This is a genomic window from Staphylococcus sp. HMSC061G12 (assembly GCF_001838465.1).
GTDB classification, from domain to species: Bacteria; Bacillota; Bacilli; order Staphylococcales; family Staphylococcaceae; genus Staphylococcus; species Staphylococcus simulans.
In genome coordinates this window covers 13,203-31,015 of sequence record NZ_KV837168.1, presented here as the reverse complement: position 1 = coordinate 31,015, position 17,813 = coordinate 13,203, and the positions used below count along the sequence as shown (strand labels likewise).

Here is a 17,813-nt window from a genome sequence, read left to right as displayed (position 1 = left end):
ACTAAACCGTCCATGCCTCTTTCAACTAAATGCTTGATGTTATGTTCTAGATGGTCACCTGAAGTACTTAAGAAGAATAAATCCACATAGTCCGGCTTGTGTTGTTCCATACTCTGCATAATCGCTGAGAAGAAAGGGTTCGTTAAACTGGGGACTAAAACCCCGATTAATTTAATTGTATGTCCTCTTAATTGTTGGGCATTTTTATTTGGAATATAACCTAATTTATCTTTAGCTGTTAACACTTTATCAATTGTCGCTTGCGAAAAGCGTTCTTGTTTATGATTTAAAATGTGCGAAACCGTGGTTAAGGATACACCTGCTTCTTTTGCGACATCTTTAATTGAAACTTTCTTCATGAGTGCTTATTCCCCTTACGTTGACAGACTCGCTTACGCAAATGTGCCACCTTTTTATCTCTTTCATCATATCATCTCTGATTTCGTTTGTAGAGTTCAATTCAATACAAACAGCCTATATTGCGACATACAATACAGGCTGTTGTTTAAAATACTATGATTTTATATGACTCGCATTTTGAGCGTCTTGTTTTTTAAGTTCCTCGCAAATACTGTGATAGATACGTGCACAGTTCTGATGATCGATATGGTCGAAAATCAAGCTGCGGTCATAGTGTTGCGGTTCATTGTGTTTTACTTTGTCGGTAATTTTACTGATTAATTCATTTTCTGAATACGTAATATCACCGATAAATGTTTCATTAATCGGTCTTAGAATGCCTTTTCTAAAGAACTTGTTCACATCAAAGTGATAGAAAATCACAGGTTTATCCATATAGTTAAAGTCCGTGCTGACTGTACTGAAGTCTGTAATCAGTAAATCATGTTCAATCAATAAGTCTTGAACAGTTTTCGTCCCAAGCTCTATAAAGTTCACATGTTTCAATTCATGTTCACTTAAGTAATCTTGGAAGAATTGTTGAGCTCTATAGTGCGGATAGAAGTTGATTTCTACACCATATTGTTCACTTAAAGCTTTTAATTCAGGATTGTTCAAGAAACTGATATAACGTCTTAAGTATTCACTTTTTTCAAAGGCTTCATTACTGTTCAACCAATCACGCCATGTCGGCATAATTAAGACTTTCTTCATTTGTGGTTTAGGTTCTAGCGGCAATCTATCATAACGTGCTAAGCCAGTCACTGCGATTTCTTCAGGTTCATAGCCCATTTCATCAACTACGATATCGTATTTCTCATGGTGACTAGAGACGTTGAATAAATCGAATGGATCATCATAAAATTTCTTATGATATTCGACATTCTTTCTGCCGAGAACTCCGTGTTGTAAGAAGATTTTAATCGTTTCATCATAACCGAAGAATTGTGGTGCTGCTTTATATGGCATAATATTTTCAATATCATGTGTACTCATGACCACTTTCGCTTGTGGTGCGATACGTAAATGTTCATCTGAACCAAAGACTAAGACATTCTCCATATCTTTGATTTTTTCATAGTCTTTAGATTCGCCATCAATGACGTAATAAACATCCGCTTCCGCATGTTCATAAAGCCACTCAAAGAGCTGAATGCCGCTTTCTTGTGCTGTATCCGTACGTTCTCCGACCATCCAGATATTCGGATCTTTATGATTATGGTCATTTAAAATTTGAAGTTGACGTTCTGTCATCGTAAACGTTTCAAATTTAATGTTTTTAAATGGCGTCAATGTCAACATAAAGAACGTCGTGAGACCATTCTCTTCTACTGTTTTTAACGTATGGATGCCGTCTTTCTTATAGACCCCTTGACGGTATTTGATTTTTTCTTTTCTGATTAATGTATCTTCATCATAAATTGTGATGAAGACATCGATAATCGATTTATTTTCTGTCAATAACGTATTCAATTGGTCATAATCAATTGAGATATCATAAACGCCTCTCGCAATCGGTAAATGATATTGATTGCCTGAGATACGTTCTTCAAAGGTTAAATAATATCTGCAATGTTGATATAGCGGATGTGGCTGGAAGTACATATTCAAACTCTCTTCTACCACTTGATTAATCCCTAATTTAAATTTAGGTTTACGGTGTGTAATGGTTAAACCGTATCGATTGCGGATTTGAAGCTGGTAAATTTCATGATCGATTTGATGTAAGGCATCAAACGGTCTTGTTTTACCTTGTAGTAAATAACAATGACCATTAATCTCAATAAATAATTTCTTCTTAATCGTTGTTTCTAAATGATCTAAAGCTAATTTAACTGTGACTTTATTACCCATCATCACTTGTGTCGGTAAGTAAACTGCGTTTTCGTAATCGACATCAATTAAACCTACTCGGATTTTATCCATCTCATCAAAGCTGCCTTTGATGAAGAATGAAAGGTTGATATCTTCTGTGTTCATTAACTGAGTCATATAAACTTGGTCTACTGCGTAATACATACGATCAATCGAGAGTTGTTCATCCGTCCAGTCATATTCCATAAAGTAATGATGCACGACTTCTGGAGATTCAATTTTAGCTGGATACATCGTCGTCCCTTGTATCACATGTACTTTATAATTTTCTTTTTTCAAACGATCTTGGATATACGTGTAGTTAATCTTGTTATCTCTAAGATCTAGTACTTTCATATTTTGATCGTTGATTAAAAACACACTGTCTATCGGTGTTGAACTCGAAACTTCAATTGTGTCAGGACCTGCGCTTGTTAACGCGATAGGTAAAGCTTCGTTCACAAACTTGAAGCCTGTTTTAACTGGTTTAATCGTAATAGATTGATTAACAATCAGTTCGAAAATACCGTGATCCATATAGTATGTACGTCTTAATTCCGGTGCACGTGTCAGCCATAGGGCTTTTTGACCGTAATAGAATTTTATCGTTTGTGCAGGTTCAGCATGTGTAATAAAGTCGCTTTTAATTGCGACGGTTAATTCATTTTTTTGATGTGATAAGATGTCGAACGTAATTTCTTGTTCGTCTAAAGTAATCGAAAAGTTGCGTGTATTAAAATAGATGAAATTTTCGTGACTGCATTTAAAAATAATAGTCCCTGGTTCTTTAATAATGTCACGAATCATAAATTGTCTAGTTAATTTATATCTGATTTTTTCAAGCACTATTTAGATGACTCCCTTCAACTAAATTTCTTCATCATTCATCCCTTGCGTCTCTTTTACATCTTCAGGTGTTTCAATATCCACTTCTGAAAATGCTTGATGGCGTTGTTTTAAGAGACGTTTCCAAAACCATCCTAGTATTACTACAGGAAACAACCACAGGATGTTCTTCCTCATATCCCTCACCTCTATTTCCCATAAATTATAACATGATACATTAAAAATATAACAAAATTTTTCGCATTATCTTTTTTAATGTGAAAAAAGATAATTAAAAACAACTAAAAAAGTTACTTTAAACCATTTCGGTATTAAAAAACACAGATTACAACTTTAACTTTTCATAGATTTTATTTCTGAGATAGATAAATGAACACTCAGTTCGTTTTGATTGCCTAAATCTTTTAATCTTTTTAGACTAGTACTGAGGTTAAAGAGAGGAGGCATCACCATGAATCATTGGGATGAAAAATTTGATTCCGACACATATATTTATGGTAAAGAAGCGAATCAATATGTTAAAAGCGTCTTTTCAGAAAAAGTAGATACACCAAAGAAGGTATTGATGTTAGCTGAAGGTGAAGGACGTAACGCAGTTTATCTTGCGACATTAGGCTATGATGTCACAACGTATGATTTATCTAAAGTTGGCATCGAGAAAGAATTGAAGCTTGCGGAAGAAGCCGGTGTTACAGTCGATGCGAACTATGGTGATATCACTGCGTCTGATTTAACTGCAGAAAATGCCTATGATTATAGCGTGAATATCTTCGGACATGTTCCTCCAGAAGGTAAACGCGGGATGTTCAATAACTTAATCAAACCTTTAAAATCAGAAGGTCATAGTTACTTTGAACTTTATTCAACAGAACAACTCGAAAATAAAACAGGTGGCCCACCAAACAAAGCCATGCTTTATGAAGTAGATGAAATCAAAGGTTATCTTGAAGACCTTCCTGTTAAAATCCATAGTCTAGAAAAACGAGATATTGAACGTAAAGAAGGCACTGCACACACAGGACATGCGAGCGTCATTCAAGGACATATTGAAAAGCTATAATAAATAAATGAAAAGCTGAGACATGTATTAAAACATACTTTGTCTCAGCTTTTATTTGTCTTTTGAAATATCACTAATGTTTCGCATGTAAAGAATGCGATTGTGATGAGCTCATACTTGCATAAGCAAACTTTTCAGCAACTATCGCTACTTTCTTTCATTTTCTAACACTTCAATTGACTGCTTATCTCTTAATACTTCATCAACATCGCTAGAAGGATATTCAAGACCTATTGGTAGCCCTGTTGGTAGTTTTTCAATTACTGATTTCCAATCAATAATACCTTTATCTAAGGATGTAACGATAAAGTTACCATCTTGTTCTGCTAGGTTTTTCAAGTGAATATAGGTAACATATGAACCTAATGTGTCAGCCGCATCAACTTCACTTTCTTGAACATATCGGAAATTACCCAAATCAAATGTATAACCTATATTTAATTTAGCTTTTTTAGCATCTTGTAAGAATTGATTAATCTTATTAATCGTTCCTGACTGTTGCGTTTGATCATTTTCAACCGTAAAGTTAAATGGTTGATCATTAATAAAATTCAGTTGTTTTAGTTGACTAAAATGTCGATAATTTCCAATCGACATCTTGACGTTAACCACATTAAGACGTTTAGCTTCTTCAAAATATTCGAAAATTTTAGGGTTTAATTCACCGTCATCTAAAAATATATAATCGGGCACGCTATAAAATAACGTAATGTTTTTACTTTCCGCTGCTTTACGCATCTCAGGAATTTCTTTGTCGATGTCCACGAAGTACTCTCTTCTAGGTTCAATGTTATTGAAACCTAAAGATAAAATATCATCAAAAAGTTCAACTTGCTTCAAACCACTGTTAATTTTTGCTTGAAATACTAAGGTATTAAATACTAAGTTGTTGTTCATTGTTGTTCAGTCCTTTACATAAATTAGTAAACCATTTATCATTCTCATCCATATCATAAACTGGTTTACTCAAAATGTCGACGCTTTCATTTTTTTATATTCAATGATTAAGACAAAAAAACAGACCTCTCTAAAGAAGAAGTCTGCTTGTTATCATAAGTCGTGTGTATAGAATGTATTAGTTCTTTAATACGTCCGCATATTCCGGTGTTTTATCAAAGACACTTTTCGCAAATGGACATAATGGGACGATTTTCATATTATTTTCTCTTGCATAATTGACTGCTGCTTCTACCATCGCATAGCCTACACGTTGGCCGCGTAATGCTTCTGATACTTCTGTATGATTAATAATAAATAAGTCTGGACCTGTTGGGACATATGTCATCTGTGCTTGATAGTTATTTTCGTCTTGGCCTACATAAAATTTATTGTGTCCGTGTTTTACTTCTGTCATTGAGATCACTTCCCTCTTTTTATTAATTTGATATTACCTTGTGCACCTCTTAAAAGCAAGAATATTAACTTACCTTACAATACTGACTATAATTCTCGATAGTATAACGAGTGATATTGATTTTAAACAACTTATTTGTGTGCTATATTGAACTTAAGTATTTGGCATAATATGAGGAGTGATAAAATGAGAAAGACTTATACTAGTGAAACAATTGATGTCTCTTTTGAACCTGCGCGTTGTATCCATGCAGCTGAATGTGTGAAAGGATTACCACAAGTTTTTGATACAAAGAAACGCCCTTGGATTGACCCTGCGAATGCGACAGCTGATCAAATCGCAGAAGTCGTAGAACGTTGTCCAAGCGGTGCGTTGGAATATCATCGTAAAGATGGTAAACCAAATGAACATCACGAACACACAGAAATCTCAATCGGTAAAGATAACCAAATTATTATTAAAGGTGAATTTACGTTAAACCATAATGGTGAAGTCATTGAATTAAACCGTGCGATTTTAAAAGGCGGTCCGAATGTTTCAGATAATCCATTCTATACTTTAGACTAATCATCATATTAACTACACTTCTTGACTTGTTTATAAAAGGGTTAGAAGTGTAGTTTTATTAAGTTTATGCTTTATTAATAAATCTTATTTAAATCTTGTTGAATACAGTATTCTCTTATAGTAACGTAAGAGTATATTATCTTATAAAAGGATGGCCATACATTGTGAAAAGAGTTATAAGCATCATTGTGTCAGTTATGTTCTTAATGAATATACTGATTGCACCTACCGCTCACGCTGAACAGACGCCAATAGACGTTGCGAAAGAAAACCATCAAACGATTCAAAAACAGTTTGATCCTAAAAGTGCCTATGTGACTACCGAACAGGGACAAATTTTGTATGATTATCACGGCACACGTAACATCGACCCTGCTTCTACCGCAAAGTTGATGACCATATACTTAATATTAGAAGACATCAAACAAGGTGACGCTCACCTGTCAGATAAAGTTAAAATCACACCGACTTATGAACAAATGTCTCAACTCCCGAATTTGACGACATTTCCTTTAAAAAATAAACAAACCTATACTGTAGACCAATTGTTGAAACAAGCCATGTTAGAGTCTAGTAACGCTGCGACATTAGTACTTGCACACCATGTGGATGGTGATATTTCTAAATTCACAGACCGCATGAACCACACAGCGATACAATTAGGGATGCATCATACACATTTTACTAATCCAAGTGGTGCGAATAACCAATTGATTCATCAATTTATCCCAAAGGCTTATAAAAGTGAAACAACTTCTCAAAGTACAGCACAAGACATGGCAATACTTTCTCAAGCAATCTTGAAACAGTATCCTGAGGTACTCAATTACTCAAAGTTAGAAACCGACAAACAGTATGGTAAAACACTAAAAAATACAAACTTATCGTTACCGCATGGTCCAGATGCATTAAAAATTGTAAATGCTGATGGTCTAAAAACAGGTACGAGTGAAAATGGCTACAATTTAGTATTAACAGCTAAACAAAAAAATCTACGTATCAACACAGTCATTATGAACGTACAGCCTTATCCTAATGAAGCTGCGAAACATGCACGCCAAAAGCTTGCGAATGCTTTAACGGAAGAAGCTTTCAAAAACTATGAATACCGTAAAGTTATCTCTAAAGGTGAACATGAAATTGATGGTAAGACGTATGAAGTAAAAAAAGATTTATATGATCTGGTGCCTAAAGACAAAGCTAAATATGACTTGAAAATTATTGAAGATGAACAATTAAAAGTAGACTATCCTAGAAAATTCCTTAAAGGTTATCATGCACCTTCTGTTGAAGTTGAGCCAGTAACGCAATGGGGTACTTTGATTTTAGGTGCGCTTGTCATGATAGGCGGCGTCATATTACTGACTGCAATCATCTATATTATTGTGAAACGACGTAAATAATCATTCTATATGTAAAAATGAGCGGAATCTCACAGGTTCCGCTCATTTTTTCGAATCTATTTTATTTTGTTTTACGTGTAACATCTAGTTCTGTTTCATATTTAGGTAATGCTTTCTTGAACAAGTATTCACCATGACGTACAGACGCTAGGCAGTCTGAGCGACGTCTTTGTGCTTCAAATACTGTTGGCGCATCTACTACGATAAAGTTAGCAGGTTTGCCTTCATCTAAACCGTATTCATCTTCAATGCGCATTAATTGTGCACCGTTGTAAGTGATTAAATCAAAGTTGCGTGGGAAGTCTTGTTCACGCATTAATTGTGTCGCATGCAGACCATTATCTAAAATATTCATCAAGTTACCTGAACCTGCTGGATACCATAGGTCTACGATAGAATCTTGACCAAATGCGACGTTAATGTCGTTATCTACAAATTCTTTTACGCGTGTTAAACCACGGCGTTTAGGATACGTATCTTGACGTCCTTGTAAGAATAAGTTCTCTGTTGGGCATGAAACAAAGTTCAAGCCAGATTGACGGAATAAGCCCATCATACGGAATGCATACGCATCATCTGCTGAACCGAATGAACAAGTGTGAGAAGCTGTCGTATAAGGGCCATAGCCTTGTTTCATTGCTTCTGCGTTCAATTGTTCAAGATAACGTGCTTCTGCATCATCTGTTTCATCACAGTGTACATCAATCAATTTGTCATATTTAATCGCAAGACGTACGATTTCTTTCACTGATTCTGCGCCGTCTTCAGGACTCCATTCGTTATGCGGAATACCTCCGACACAGTCAGCACCTAGTTTCAATGCTTCTTCAACTAAGTCGCGGCCTGTTTTACCGTCTTCTTCGAATGAATACATACCATTTTGTGGGAATGCGACCACTTGAATCGTGATATTGTCTTTCAATTCGTCTCTGACTTCAATTGCCGCTTTAATCCCTGTTAAGTTAGGGTCTGTACAGTCTGTTTGTGCACGGATATATTGTGTTCCGTAACTTGCGACATCATTGACTGCTTTACGCATACGTTCTTTCATTTCTTCTTTTGTCGTACCTTTTTTATAATCATTCCATAAATCAATCGCTTCAAATAGCGTACCTGATTCGTTTTTGATTTTAGGATCTTGTCCTGTAAAGTAGTAATCTAAATGCAAGTGTGAATCTACATAAGGTGGTAGCACTAAACGCCCTTGTAAATCGATGACTTCATCAGCGTCACCTAAATCATTACCGAACGCCACAAACTTGCCGTTCTCTACTAAGATTTCAGATGCATCATCATGTTTATAAATCGATGCGTTAATAAATTTTTTGCTCATTTCCATTCCTCCATCTCTCTTACCTTCACAAACAAAAAATTATTCAGTATTCCAAAAATGTTACGTCTCAATTTTATCAACTTAAGATTCAATAAAGAAACTTAACGCATTGAGTTTTACCACTTCGAAGCTATTTTAACCATATGTTCAAGCCGACGCTCATATCAATATGCAAAAATTATTTTATATTTTTATTTACTTTTATTGTATAATTGTTACATTATATAAATACAATATAAAGAGCTAAACAAGCTGGAACTTACTTAGCCTTTAATAAAGGCTCACAATGGATCTTGTGAAACTCTAACGAACCTAAATGGTTAGTTAACTTCTGACTTAATTGTCCGTTAGTACAGAAGTTATTTTTTCCATCTTATTGATAGCTCCTTTTAGTAAAAAAGTCACTAAAACAACGGAACATACATTTTCAAAATTCAAATGAATTTCTATTGGTGTAATATCCATACTATCACCTCCCCCGATAACTCCATTTAAGGCTCGAGGCGGCTTCACATGCTTCTCTCTATTTCATGCTAGGTTCTTTACCCTTGGATATCATGCCATATTTATCTATAAATTACTTTTATAATTTTTAAATGTAATATTTTTTCTCATAAAGTAAAAAAGGGCTGAAACAGCTAAAACTGTCCCAACTCTTCATTTTCTTTTACATTTGCTTGAACTATTCGGACATGCGGTATGGATGATGCCAATTGAATTAATAAGACATTATGCAATTTCAAAATAAGACCTTAAAATCATAATATCATTTAACTTACGCCTGTCCTTATTTTGACTAAATATCACTTGTAACAAATTTTCTACAACTTTTATATACACAACTAATTCTCCTTTGATTGATATACAATAGTAATATATTGATAATTACAACAAAGGAGCATCAGTGTGGAAAAGCCAAAGACAATTCAAATGTTTGTTGAGAAGATGAATGAAAAAGCAGCTAGTATTGGTATGTCTCGTTCTATGTTTAAAAATCCTACGGGTTTAACGGAAAAGTATCAACTATCAACGAGTTATGATCTGTCATTGTTAACACTACATGCGAGTGCGAATGTGGATATTGTTAGAATTTGGAAGAAGAAGCATTATTCATTCTGGGTTAAGGGTCCTAATGCAAGACGTATGGATCTCACAACAAGAGTAGATAATGAAAAACTGAATCAATATTACGATATTTTAGGCGGCAAAACTGGAACTGTGGGCTTTATAAAAAACCTATGTCTTTTAATCTATGATGGTGAGACTGTCTATATCGTAACCTTGCTTAAAGCGAGAGGTAATCGATTCCATCAAGCTAAGTTACTTATTGATTATCTTTTAAATAAAGGTTCTCTAGATAGTGTAGATACAATAGCTTATACAGTTTTAAAATACCCATCATGTAATCCTTATTTATTCACACGTTTCAAACCAGAAATTCTTATTTCTAAAAACGGTAATGCGCGCAATAACCCCGCAAGCCTAACTAAGCTATTGACGTTGTTGACCGCTTTAGATTATCCACTGGATTTAAATAAAAATTTAACTGTTAAGGCTGAAGACATGGCTGAAGATAACCTCAACGACATTAGAGAAGGAGATATTATCAGCTTAGATGATGCCTTACATTTAATATTACTGAGATCTTCAAATATTATGGCTAACATGCTTAGTAGATATGTCTCAGAGCACTATCTTTAACGCTTAAATACTTATATAAAAGTTACTAAATTAGCCTTATTTACGATAACCTTATTGCTCTCAATATTAATATAATAGTATTGATTAAGTAAGGAGGTTTTCTAAATGAAAGCAATTGTAGTAGGTAAAGATCATCAACCCCAAGTTACTGAGAGAACATTACGCCCTTTGAAATACGGCGAAGCATTATTAGACATGGAATGTTGTGGTGTCTGTCATACAGACTTACATGTTGCCCATGCTGATTTTGGCGATGTAACTGGCACTATTTTAGGTCATGAAGGTATCGGTATTGTAAAAGAAGTCGCTGAAGGTGTTACAAGCTTAAAAGTAGGAGATCGTGCAAGTGTGGCATGGTTCTTTGAAGGATGCGGCCACTGTGAATATTGTACTACAGGTCGTGAAACATTATGTCGTGAAGTTAAAAACGCTGGTTATTCTGTAGATGGCGGTATGGCACAAGAATGTATCGTTACTGCAGACTATTCTGTTAAAGTTCCAGATGGTTTATCATCAGAAGCTGCAAGCAGTATCACATGTGCAGGTGTCACAACATACAAAGCGATTAAAGAATCAGGCGTACGCGCTGGTGAATGGCTTGTCTTATTCGGTTTAGGTGGACTTGGAAACCTAGCTTTACAATATGCGAAAAAAGTATTTAACGCTAAAGTTATCGCAGTAGACATCAATGACAGTCAACTTGAATTTGCGAAACAATACGATGCAGATGTCACTTTAAACCCTAAAGAAGTGGATGTCGCAAAATACATTCAAGAACATGTAGGCGGTGCACATGCGGCAGTTGTTACAGCAGTTGCTAAACAAGCCTTCAACGCAGCTGTTGAATCTGTACGTGCTGGCGGTACTGTAGTCGCAGTCGGCTTACCAACAGAATCAATGGACTTATCAATTCCACGTTTAGTATTAGACGGTATTCGTGTTGTAGGTTCACTAGTAGGTACACGTGAAGACTTAAAAGAAGCTTTCCAATTTGGTGCTGAAGGTCTAGTCGTGCCAAAAACACAATTACGTCCAATGGAAGATGTTCAAGATATCTTCAAAGAAATGGAAGAAGGTAAAATCAACGGCCGTATGGTCATTGATTTACGTCATTAATCATAATCTTAAAACACAACTAATTTAAATAACACTTGATTAAAAATAGATAGAAGCTCTGAAGGAAATCTAATTACTGATATCCTTCAGAGCTTCTTAGTTTTTGTTCAATAAATATATTCAAATTAATCGTTTGTTATTCAACTTCTGCATCTTGTGCTAATGGATTATTTGAAACAGCTTTACTACTGCCGCCATCACCGTAATTATTCGGTGCTTTGTCCCCTGGCAGTACCAATAAGTAGATAATATAAAGTGTAACTAAACCAGCAACCACAATACCGAAGACACCTGCGAATGCTGTGGCACCTAGTACCCAACCTTCGCTCGCATTCGCTGCCAAGACAACGCCAAAGAAGAAAACAAGTGTTCCAACTGAAGCGATAAAACCGCTGATATATGAAATAATCGCAAATAACATTGTACGGTTTGTATCATGTAAACGTCTAACCATCACAGTGAAAGATGGGATGATAATCGCAATGCCAAAGATACTACTTAATAAACCTCCTGAAAGTGCCCCTAACACAGTTGAAATTAAAAAGTTAATCCAAAATGGATGCCAATAATCCGCTCGATCTGAACGTCCATTCACATCTAAAAAGCGAATCCAAAATTGTTTATAGCTTTCAATAATTTGATTCGATTGATTCTCCATCGTATGCCTCCCCTTTATTTGTTAGGGTCATTATACCCACAACCAATTGAATATCTCAAATTAATTTTAAGTAAATAATTTGTTAATGCATATAAAGTGTTGCGTTCTTTAAGATAAACAAAAGTATAAAAAGAGACCTGAAATCAAAGCTGACTTCAAGTCTCCTATTTACCGTGTGTATGTTGTTTTATCTTATTCTAAGACATCACTTTCTTCTGCTTTCTCTGACACTTTTCTCATAATCGGATCTGTGATTGGTTTAAAGATAATACCGATAATAAAGAATGCGATGCCGAAGATCAGAAGAATCACTAGTTTTTTGGTTAAAATTTCAGGCACAAAGCCACCGACCGCTTCTCTCATCACATCAATCGCATACGCAAACGGCAAGTATGGATGAATCGCTTGGAAGAAATGCGGTGTAACTTCAATTGGGAACGTTCCGCCCCCACCTGCGATTTGTAGGACTAACAAGATAATCGCTAAGGCTTTACCAGGGTTTCCAAGTAATGATACCAGTGTATAAACAATCGTCACAAAGACGAGTGAAATAATCACAGATAACCCGATAAACCATGCGACATGTTCAACTTGAGCTTTCAAAATCACAATATCTCCAATAGAGACAATTAACGATTGAAGAATACCGATAATATAAAACAGACCAAGTTTTCCTAAATAAGTTTCTCTAGTAGTTATACCCGGCAAGTCCGCAATATGCTTATTATCTGTCGTCAATAAGCTCACCATCAATAACGCACCAACCCAAATAGACAATGCTGTGTAGAATGGTGTACTTGCTGAACCGTAGTCTTTGACTGGGAAGATATCTTTTTCATGAATCTTAATCGGATTCGCAATGACATCTGCTTGTTTCTTCAAGTCATTTTTCAGTAAATCCACTAATTTATCTACTGCGTCATCATCTTCCACTTCATCAAAGAGCTTATTAGCTTTCGCTAAATCTTTCTCAAGATCCGGCAAGTCGTTTCTGATAAATTCAGCTAACTTATGCAGATCTTCTTTCGCTTGTGGTTGATTTTCATCTAACAATTGCACAATACGGTCATAACGATCAAACAGTGTCGGCAGATTCGCATTAACAGTTGCGGTAGTGTCCGCAAGTTGTTGTTCTAGACCAGGCAAGTCATTTCTCACGAATGATGCAGCACGTTCCACACCTTGTTTAAACTGCGGATAATAACGTTGTGCAGTCGCTACCGCATTTAAGTAACGTTGTTCTAATTGCGGTAAGACACTTTGGATTGTCTCAATACGATCACCTGCGACATCTAAAATAGATTGGCCTTCATCAATCACTTGTTGAATCGTATTCAGCTTAGATTGAACGGTAGAAAGTTTTGCCTCTCCTGTATTCAAGACAGACATAATGTCTTGTGACACATTGATTAAGCGTTGATTCAAGTCTGATTTAATATAGTTTCTTAAATCACTTAATGCATCATTAACATTCGGAATTTCTTTTAATAATTTTACTGCTTCAGCTTTACCAGAACTACCTTGTTTCAAGGCATCTCTCAATTGATTTTGGAGCTTAATCACATGATTGACTCTGTTATTTGCTGCTTCTAGTGTTTGAATTTCTTTAGATAAGTCAACATGTTCACGATTTTCTAGTTCAGACAAGATATCAATCAGTTGTTGGTTAGTCTTGCTTGTCACTTGCAGACGTTCAATCAAGTTATCTAACGTACTTTCAAATTCTTGAGGTTTGTCAGACGCTAAAATACCATAAGTTACTTCTTCTAGCGCTGCTAAATCTTGTTGGCTCGCTTCTGATTGTTGTTCTGTTTGCTGAGAAAGTGATAAGAGTGCTTTTGATAATGAAGACTCCATCGCATTCGCATCATTTGGATTAATCGTATCCGTGTTATTTGAATCCTCACCATTAGTACTCATTTGTGAAGTACGTATGCCAGAGAAACGTCCATTATTTGTTGTACTTTGCGGTGCAGTTTGTGCTCTACGGTTTAATTCATTTTGCACATTTTGATCGACTTCTTGTGCGTTATCAATCACTTGTTGGTAACTGCCTACACGTTGTTTTACCGCTGATAAGTAACCTTGTGCTTCATTTAAACCTTGTTTGCCAGCTGTGACACCATTACTTGCGATGTCTACACCACGATTAATACGTGGGAAAGCTTGTGGTACATCATTTGAAGCAACATCTAAGGCACGCTCTATATTCGGTAAATATTCATTTAACGCTAAGATTAACTTCGCACGTTCATTCAATGCTGGAATGGCTGAATTCACTGCGTTTAATTTATCCTGCGCGTCTAAGATATCTCCTTTATATTGATTTAAACCTCGGAATTTATCTGCGTATTCATCTAATTGATCTTGGTTTTGGTCAAGATACAGAATCTTTTTCGCAAACTCATTAATTTTCGGTACTGAATCATTCGCAGTCTTCACTGCTTTTTGAATTTTATTAATCGTTGGTATTTCTTCCTCAAGTTTCACACCCAAACGGTTGGCTTCATCTAACAATGCTTTTGTCACTGTTTCATTAAACTGTTCATTCGCTTTTTGAACAATTGCACTAGTTCCGGCATCTGTCATTTTCGGCGCAATCGCGTTTAGTTTCTGGTTCACTTTGTATTCAACGTTCGCTTGTTGCGGGTCTTTTCTCAGTGTGCCAGTAATTTCATGTGTAAACTTGTCTGGTATGTACATGGCGGCGTAATATTTACCCATTTTCAAATCATGGTCTGCTTTTTTCCGACTGACAAACTCCCAGTCAAAGTGGTCATCTTTTTTCAAGTTATCGACAATAGTGTCCCCGACATTGATTTGTTTGCCTCGGACTTTATCGCCTTTATCTTCATTGACGACTGCGATTTTAATATTTTTGGTATTACCGTAAGGATCCCAAGTCGCATCTAAGTTGAACCATGCGTAAAAGGACGGCAATATGGCTATTCCGCCTAAAATCACTAAAACGGACGGGTGCTTGATAATTTTCTTTAAATCCATCAGGAACAGCTGTATCGCGTTCTTCATTTGTACACCTCTAAAATTTTTATATCTATTTTGGTTTCGCATTAATTTCAAATTACTGTTTGTTTCTCTTGAATAAATTGATATAATGGCCTCATTAGTAGGGTCACTCTTTAAAAGTTAACAACTATCAACAACTAGTCATAATACTGCTTTTAGTGTACCAAGTCAAACATCCGTTTGTACACAGTAAACTAATATATTTTAAGAGAGGTATTTCCATGAAGAAACAAAAACTATTGGTCTGTATGCTTTCTACTTCATTGTTAGTTCCATCCTTCCCTTTAAGTGATGTACAAGCAGAAACAACAGATAAAGTCACGGCACCTTCACAGTCTGATGCATCATCTTCAGACCGTGCCTCAAACACTAAACAAGACACACAAGAAAATCAAAAAGAAACATCTAAACCACATAAAGCATCCAAAACGCAATCATCTGATTCAGACACATCTCTAAAATCAGATGAGAAAGATGACGTTGAGTCAGAGTCTGAAACAAATACACAATCAAAAGGTACATCTTCAACACCTTCAGATAACACAACACGAAATGAGGTTGAATCAGATTATGACGCACATACATTAGACTTCTTCAAATCTACACCGAAGCGAGATTCATCTAGCCGCTTCGAAAGCCTATTCAACCGTCTCTTCCCAAGTTATTCAAACCGTTCTGAAACTACGGATACCAATCAAGAGACAAGCGACTCTAACGCTAGCAATGAACACGCTTTAGATAATAAAAATGAAACCTATTATCAAGGACAGTCACAAACAAAAACACCGTCTGAAGAAACACCAATTGAAACAGACAAACAATCAGAAGACAGTACAACTACATCAAACGAAACAACACCTAAAGAAGATACACCTTCTAACCAAGAACAGTCATCTGACACATCTTCAAATACAACACCTGAAGCTTCTCAAGATGACCAAGATATCTTTAATAAACTAGACGAAGCCAGCAACAATGTCACAAATAATAAACAAGCAGATACTGAACAACCAACAGAAAACAAAGACTCAGCACAACCAAAACAAGCTGATGACGCTAATCAAACGACACAACCTAAAGAAACAGAAACAAATTCAAACAATGAAGATACAGCTGATAACCAAAACACAACTGGTTCAACACAATCAGAATCTAAAGAAGATACAGATGACACATCTTCTAAAGCAGATGACCGTGTCTTAGAATCTATTTTGGATCAATACAGTGAAGACGCGAAACAAAATAAAGCAGATTATGACGCACAAAAACAAAATGACAACAAATCTAATCAATCATCTGAAGATACATCCAAACAAGAATCGAATCAGAACGACACAAGCAATGCTTCTAACCCACAATTACCTTCAAAAGCACAATTGGAAAATAAGAAAAAACCAGCACAATCTTTTGAAGATGGTCTAAACCGTTCAGATATCAGAACAACTGCGACATTTGAATTATTACCAAATCTCTCAAGCGATAACAGTGAATCTGGTGACATCGCAGTAACTGAAAATAAAGACACACGAGACTTTATTAAAACGATTGCGAAAGATGCCCATGGCGTCGGCCAAGATGAAGATATCTATGCCTCTGTAATGATTGCGCAAGCGATTTTAGAATCTGATTCAGGTAACAGTACATTAGCGCGTGCACCGCACTATAATTTGTTCGGAATTAAAGGGGCTTATAAAGGGCATTCCGCAAACTTCAATACATTAGAAGACAGTGGAAGCAGTATGTATCAAATTTCAGCCGCCTTCCGCAGTTACCCAAGTGAAAAAGAATCACTTGAAGATTATGCAGACTTAATCAAAAACGGTATCGACGGCAATCCCACAATTTATCAACCGACTTGGAAAAGTGAAGCAGCCACGTATCGTGATGCGACAAGACATTTATCACGTACGTATGCGACAGATACACGCTACGCAGATAAATTAAATAGTTTGATTAAGCATTATGATTTAACGCGCTTTGATAAGAAAACAATGCCAGACCTTGCAGACTATCAACCAAGCGATGAAGATCATGAAGGCGACTTCAAACCGTTTGCGGAAACTACAGACAATATGCCTTATCCACACGGTCAATGTACATGGTATGTCTACAACCGTATGCCGCAATTCAACAAAACAATCAGCGGTGATTTAGGTGACGCACGTAATTGGAATAACCGTGCAGAACGTAAAGGTTACCACGTCTCTTCTACACCTAAAGCACATACTGCAGTAGTCTTTGAGGCTGGCCAACAAGGTGCAGACAGTATCTATGGTCATGTTGCTTTCGTAGAAAAAGTAAACGGTGATGGTTCGATTGTGATTTCTGAATCTAACGTTCAAGGTTTAGGTGTGATTTCGTATAGAACAATCGACGCAGAGGATGCTTCAGAATTAAGTTATATTGAAGGACAAGATAAATAATACAAAAGTAACGCTCCATTCAAAGAACCAAGAAACTGGTTTTGAATGGAGCGTATTTGTTTTAACTCGATT

Annotated in this window: 15 protein-coding genes; 6 read left to right on the top strand and 9 right to left on the bottom strand. The window is 36.0% G+C overall.

Translation table 11 applies throughout. The features are described 5' to 3' along the window. From HMPREF2937_RS14155 to HMPREF2937_RS13865, 3 genes are all read right to left on the bottom strand, one after another. Positions 1-359 (bottom strand): LacI family DNA-binding transcriptional regulator (locus HMPREF2937_RS14155; RefSeq protein ID WP_257245424.1); only part of this gene is annotated, 359 nt, incomplete at its 3' end. Between the two features lie 154 nt (positions 360-513). Continuing rightward, positions 514-3,099, bottom strand: a complete 2,586-nt coding sequence (locus HMPREF2937_RS12800) for a CDP-glycerol glycerophosphotransferase family protein (RefSeq protein WP_070864748.1) — start codon at positions 3,097-3,099, stop codon at positions 514-516. Positions 3,100-3,120: 21 nt separating this feature from the next. Continuing rightward, on the bottom strand, positions 3,121-3,276 hold the full coding sequence (locus tag HMPREF2937_RS13865) for a hypothetical protein (RefSeq protein ID WP_002480236.1): 156 nt from the start codon (positions 3,274-3,276) through the stop codon (positions 3,121-3,123). A 274-nt stretch (positions 3,277-3,550) separates the two neighbouring features. On the opposite strand from HMPREF2937_RS13865, the gene HMPREF2937_RS12795 reads away from it, so the two are divergent. Beyond that, positions 3,551-4,159, top strand: a complete 609-nt coding sequence (locus tag HMPREF2937_RS12795) for a methyltransferase domain-containing protein (RefSeq protein ID WP_023014837.1) — start codon at positions 3,551-3,553, stop codon at positions 4,157-4,159. 147 nt (positions 4,160-4,306) lie between these two features. Here HMPREF2937_RS12795 and HMPREF2937_RS12790 read toward each other — a convergent pair whose 3' ends face one another. Beyond that, positions 4,307-5,056, bottom strand: coding sequence for a sugar phosphate isomerase/epimerase family protein (locus HMPREF2937_RS12790; RefSeq protein ID WP_070864747.1), 750 nt, complete (start codon positions 5,054-5,056; stop codon positions 4,307-4,309). Positions 5,057-5,234: 178 nt separating this feature from the next. Continuing rightward, the gene (locus HMPREF2937_RS12785; protein WP_070864746.1) at positions 5,235-5,513 is read right to left on the bottom strand and encodes a GNAT family N-acetyltransferase; all 279 of its coding nucleotides are present in this window, start codon (positions 5,511-5,513) and stop codon (positions 5,235-5,237) included. Positions 5,514-5,699: 186 nt separating this feature from the next. Here HMPREF2937_RS12785 and HMPREF2937_RS12780 point away from each other — a divergent pair, with 186 nt between their 5' ends. Both HMPREF2937_RS12780 and pbp4 read left to right on the top strand, forming a co-directional pair. Continuing rightward, positions 5,700-6,080: a (4Fe-4S)-binding protein gene (locus HMPREF2937_RS12780; protein WP_061055023.1), complete on the top strand. Its 381-nt coding sequence runs from the start codon at positions 5,700-5,702 to the stop codon at positions 6,078-6,080. 164 nt (positions 6,081-6,244) lie between these two features. Further along, positions 6,245-7,483 (top strand): penicillin-binding protein PBP4, encoded by a 1,239-nt coding sequence (pbp4, locus tag HMPREF2937_RS12775; RefSeq protein ID WP_070864745.1) that lies wholly within the window; start codon positions 6,245-6,247, stop codon positions 7,481-7,483. A 61-nt stretch (positions 7,484-7,544) separates the two neighbouring features. On the opposite strand, the gene HMPREF2937_RS12770 is transcribed toward pbp4, so the two are convergent. After that, entirely contained in the window at positions 7,545-8,816 is a 1,272-nt protein-coding gene (locus HMPREF2937_RS12770; protein WP_023014842.1) for an amidohydrolase family protein, read from the bottom strand. A 336-nt stretch (positions 8,817-9,152) separates the two neighbouring features. Next, positions 9,153-9,281 (bottom strand): hypothetical protein, encoded by a 129-nt coding sequence (locus HMPREF2937_RS14150; protein ID WP_023014843.1) that lies wholly within the window; start codon positions 9,279-9,281, stop codon positions 9,153-9,155. Positions 9,282-9,722: 441 nt separating this feature from the next. On the opposite strand from HMPREF2937_RS14150, the gene HMPREF2937_RS12765 reads away from it, so the two are divergent. Both HMPREF2937_RS12765 and adhP read left to right on the top strand, forming a co-directional pair. Beyond that, on the top strand, positions 9,723-10,517 hold the full coding sequence (locus HMPREF2937_RS12765; protein WP_070864744.1) for a D-alanyl-D-alanine carboxypeptidase family protein: 795 nt from the start codon (positions 9,723-9,725) through the stop codon (positions 10,515-10,517). Positions 10,518-10,622: 105 nt separating this feature from the next. Next, on the top strand, positions 10,623-11,633 hold the full coding sequence (gene adhP / locus HMPREF2937_RS12760) for an alcohol dehydrogenase AdhP (protein ID WP_023014845.1): 1,011 nt from the start codon (positions 10,623-10,625) through the stop codon (positions 11,631-11,633). A 136-nt stretch (positions 11,634-11,769) separates the two neighbouring features. Here adhP and HMPREF2937_RS12755 read toward each other — a convergent pair whose 3' ends face one another. Continuing rightward, on the bottom strand, positions 11,770-12,291 hold the full coding sequence (locus HMPREF2937_RS12755; protein ID WP_023014846.1) for a DUF805 domain-containing protein: 522 nt from the start codon (positions 12,289-12,291) through the stop codon (positions 11,770-11,772). 192 nt (positions 12,292-12,483) lie between these two features. Continuing rightward, positions 12,484-15,321, bottom strand: a complete 2,838-nt coding sequence (locus HMPREF2937_RS12750) for a YhgE/Pip domain-containing protein (protein ID WP_070864743.1) — start codon at positions 15,319-15,321, stop codon at positions 12,484-12,486. 218 nt (positions 15,322-15,539) lie between these two features. On the opposite strand from HMPREF2937_RS12750, the gene HMPREF2937_RS12745 reads away from it, so the two are divergent. Further along, positions 15,540-17,741, top strand: coding sequence for an amidase domain-containing protein (locus HMPREF2937_RS12745; protein ID WP_070864742.1), 2,202 nt, complete (start codon positions 15,540-15,542; stop codon positions 17,739-17,741). The last annotated feature ends 72 nt before the right edge of the window (positions 17,742-17,813 follow it).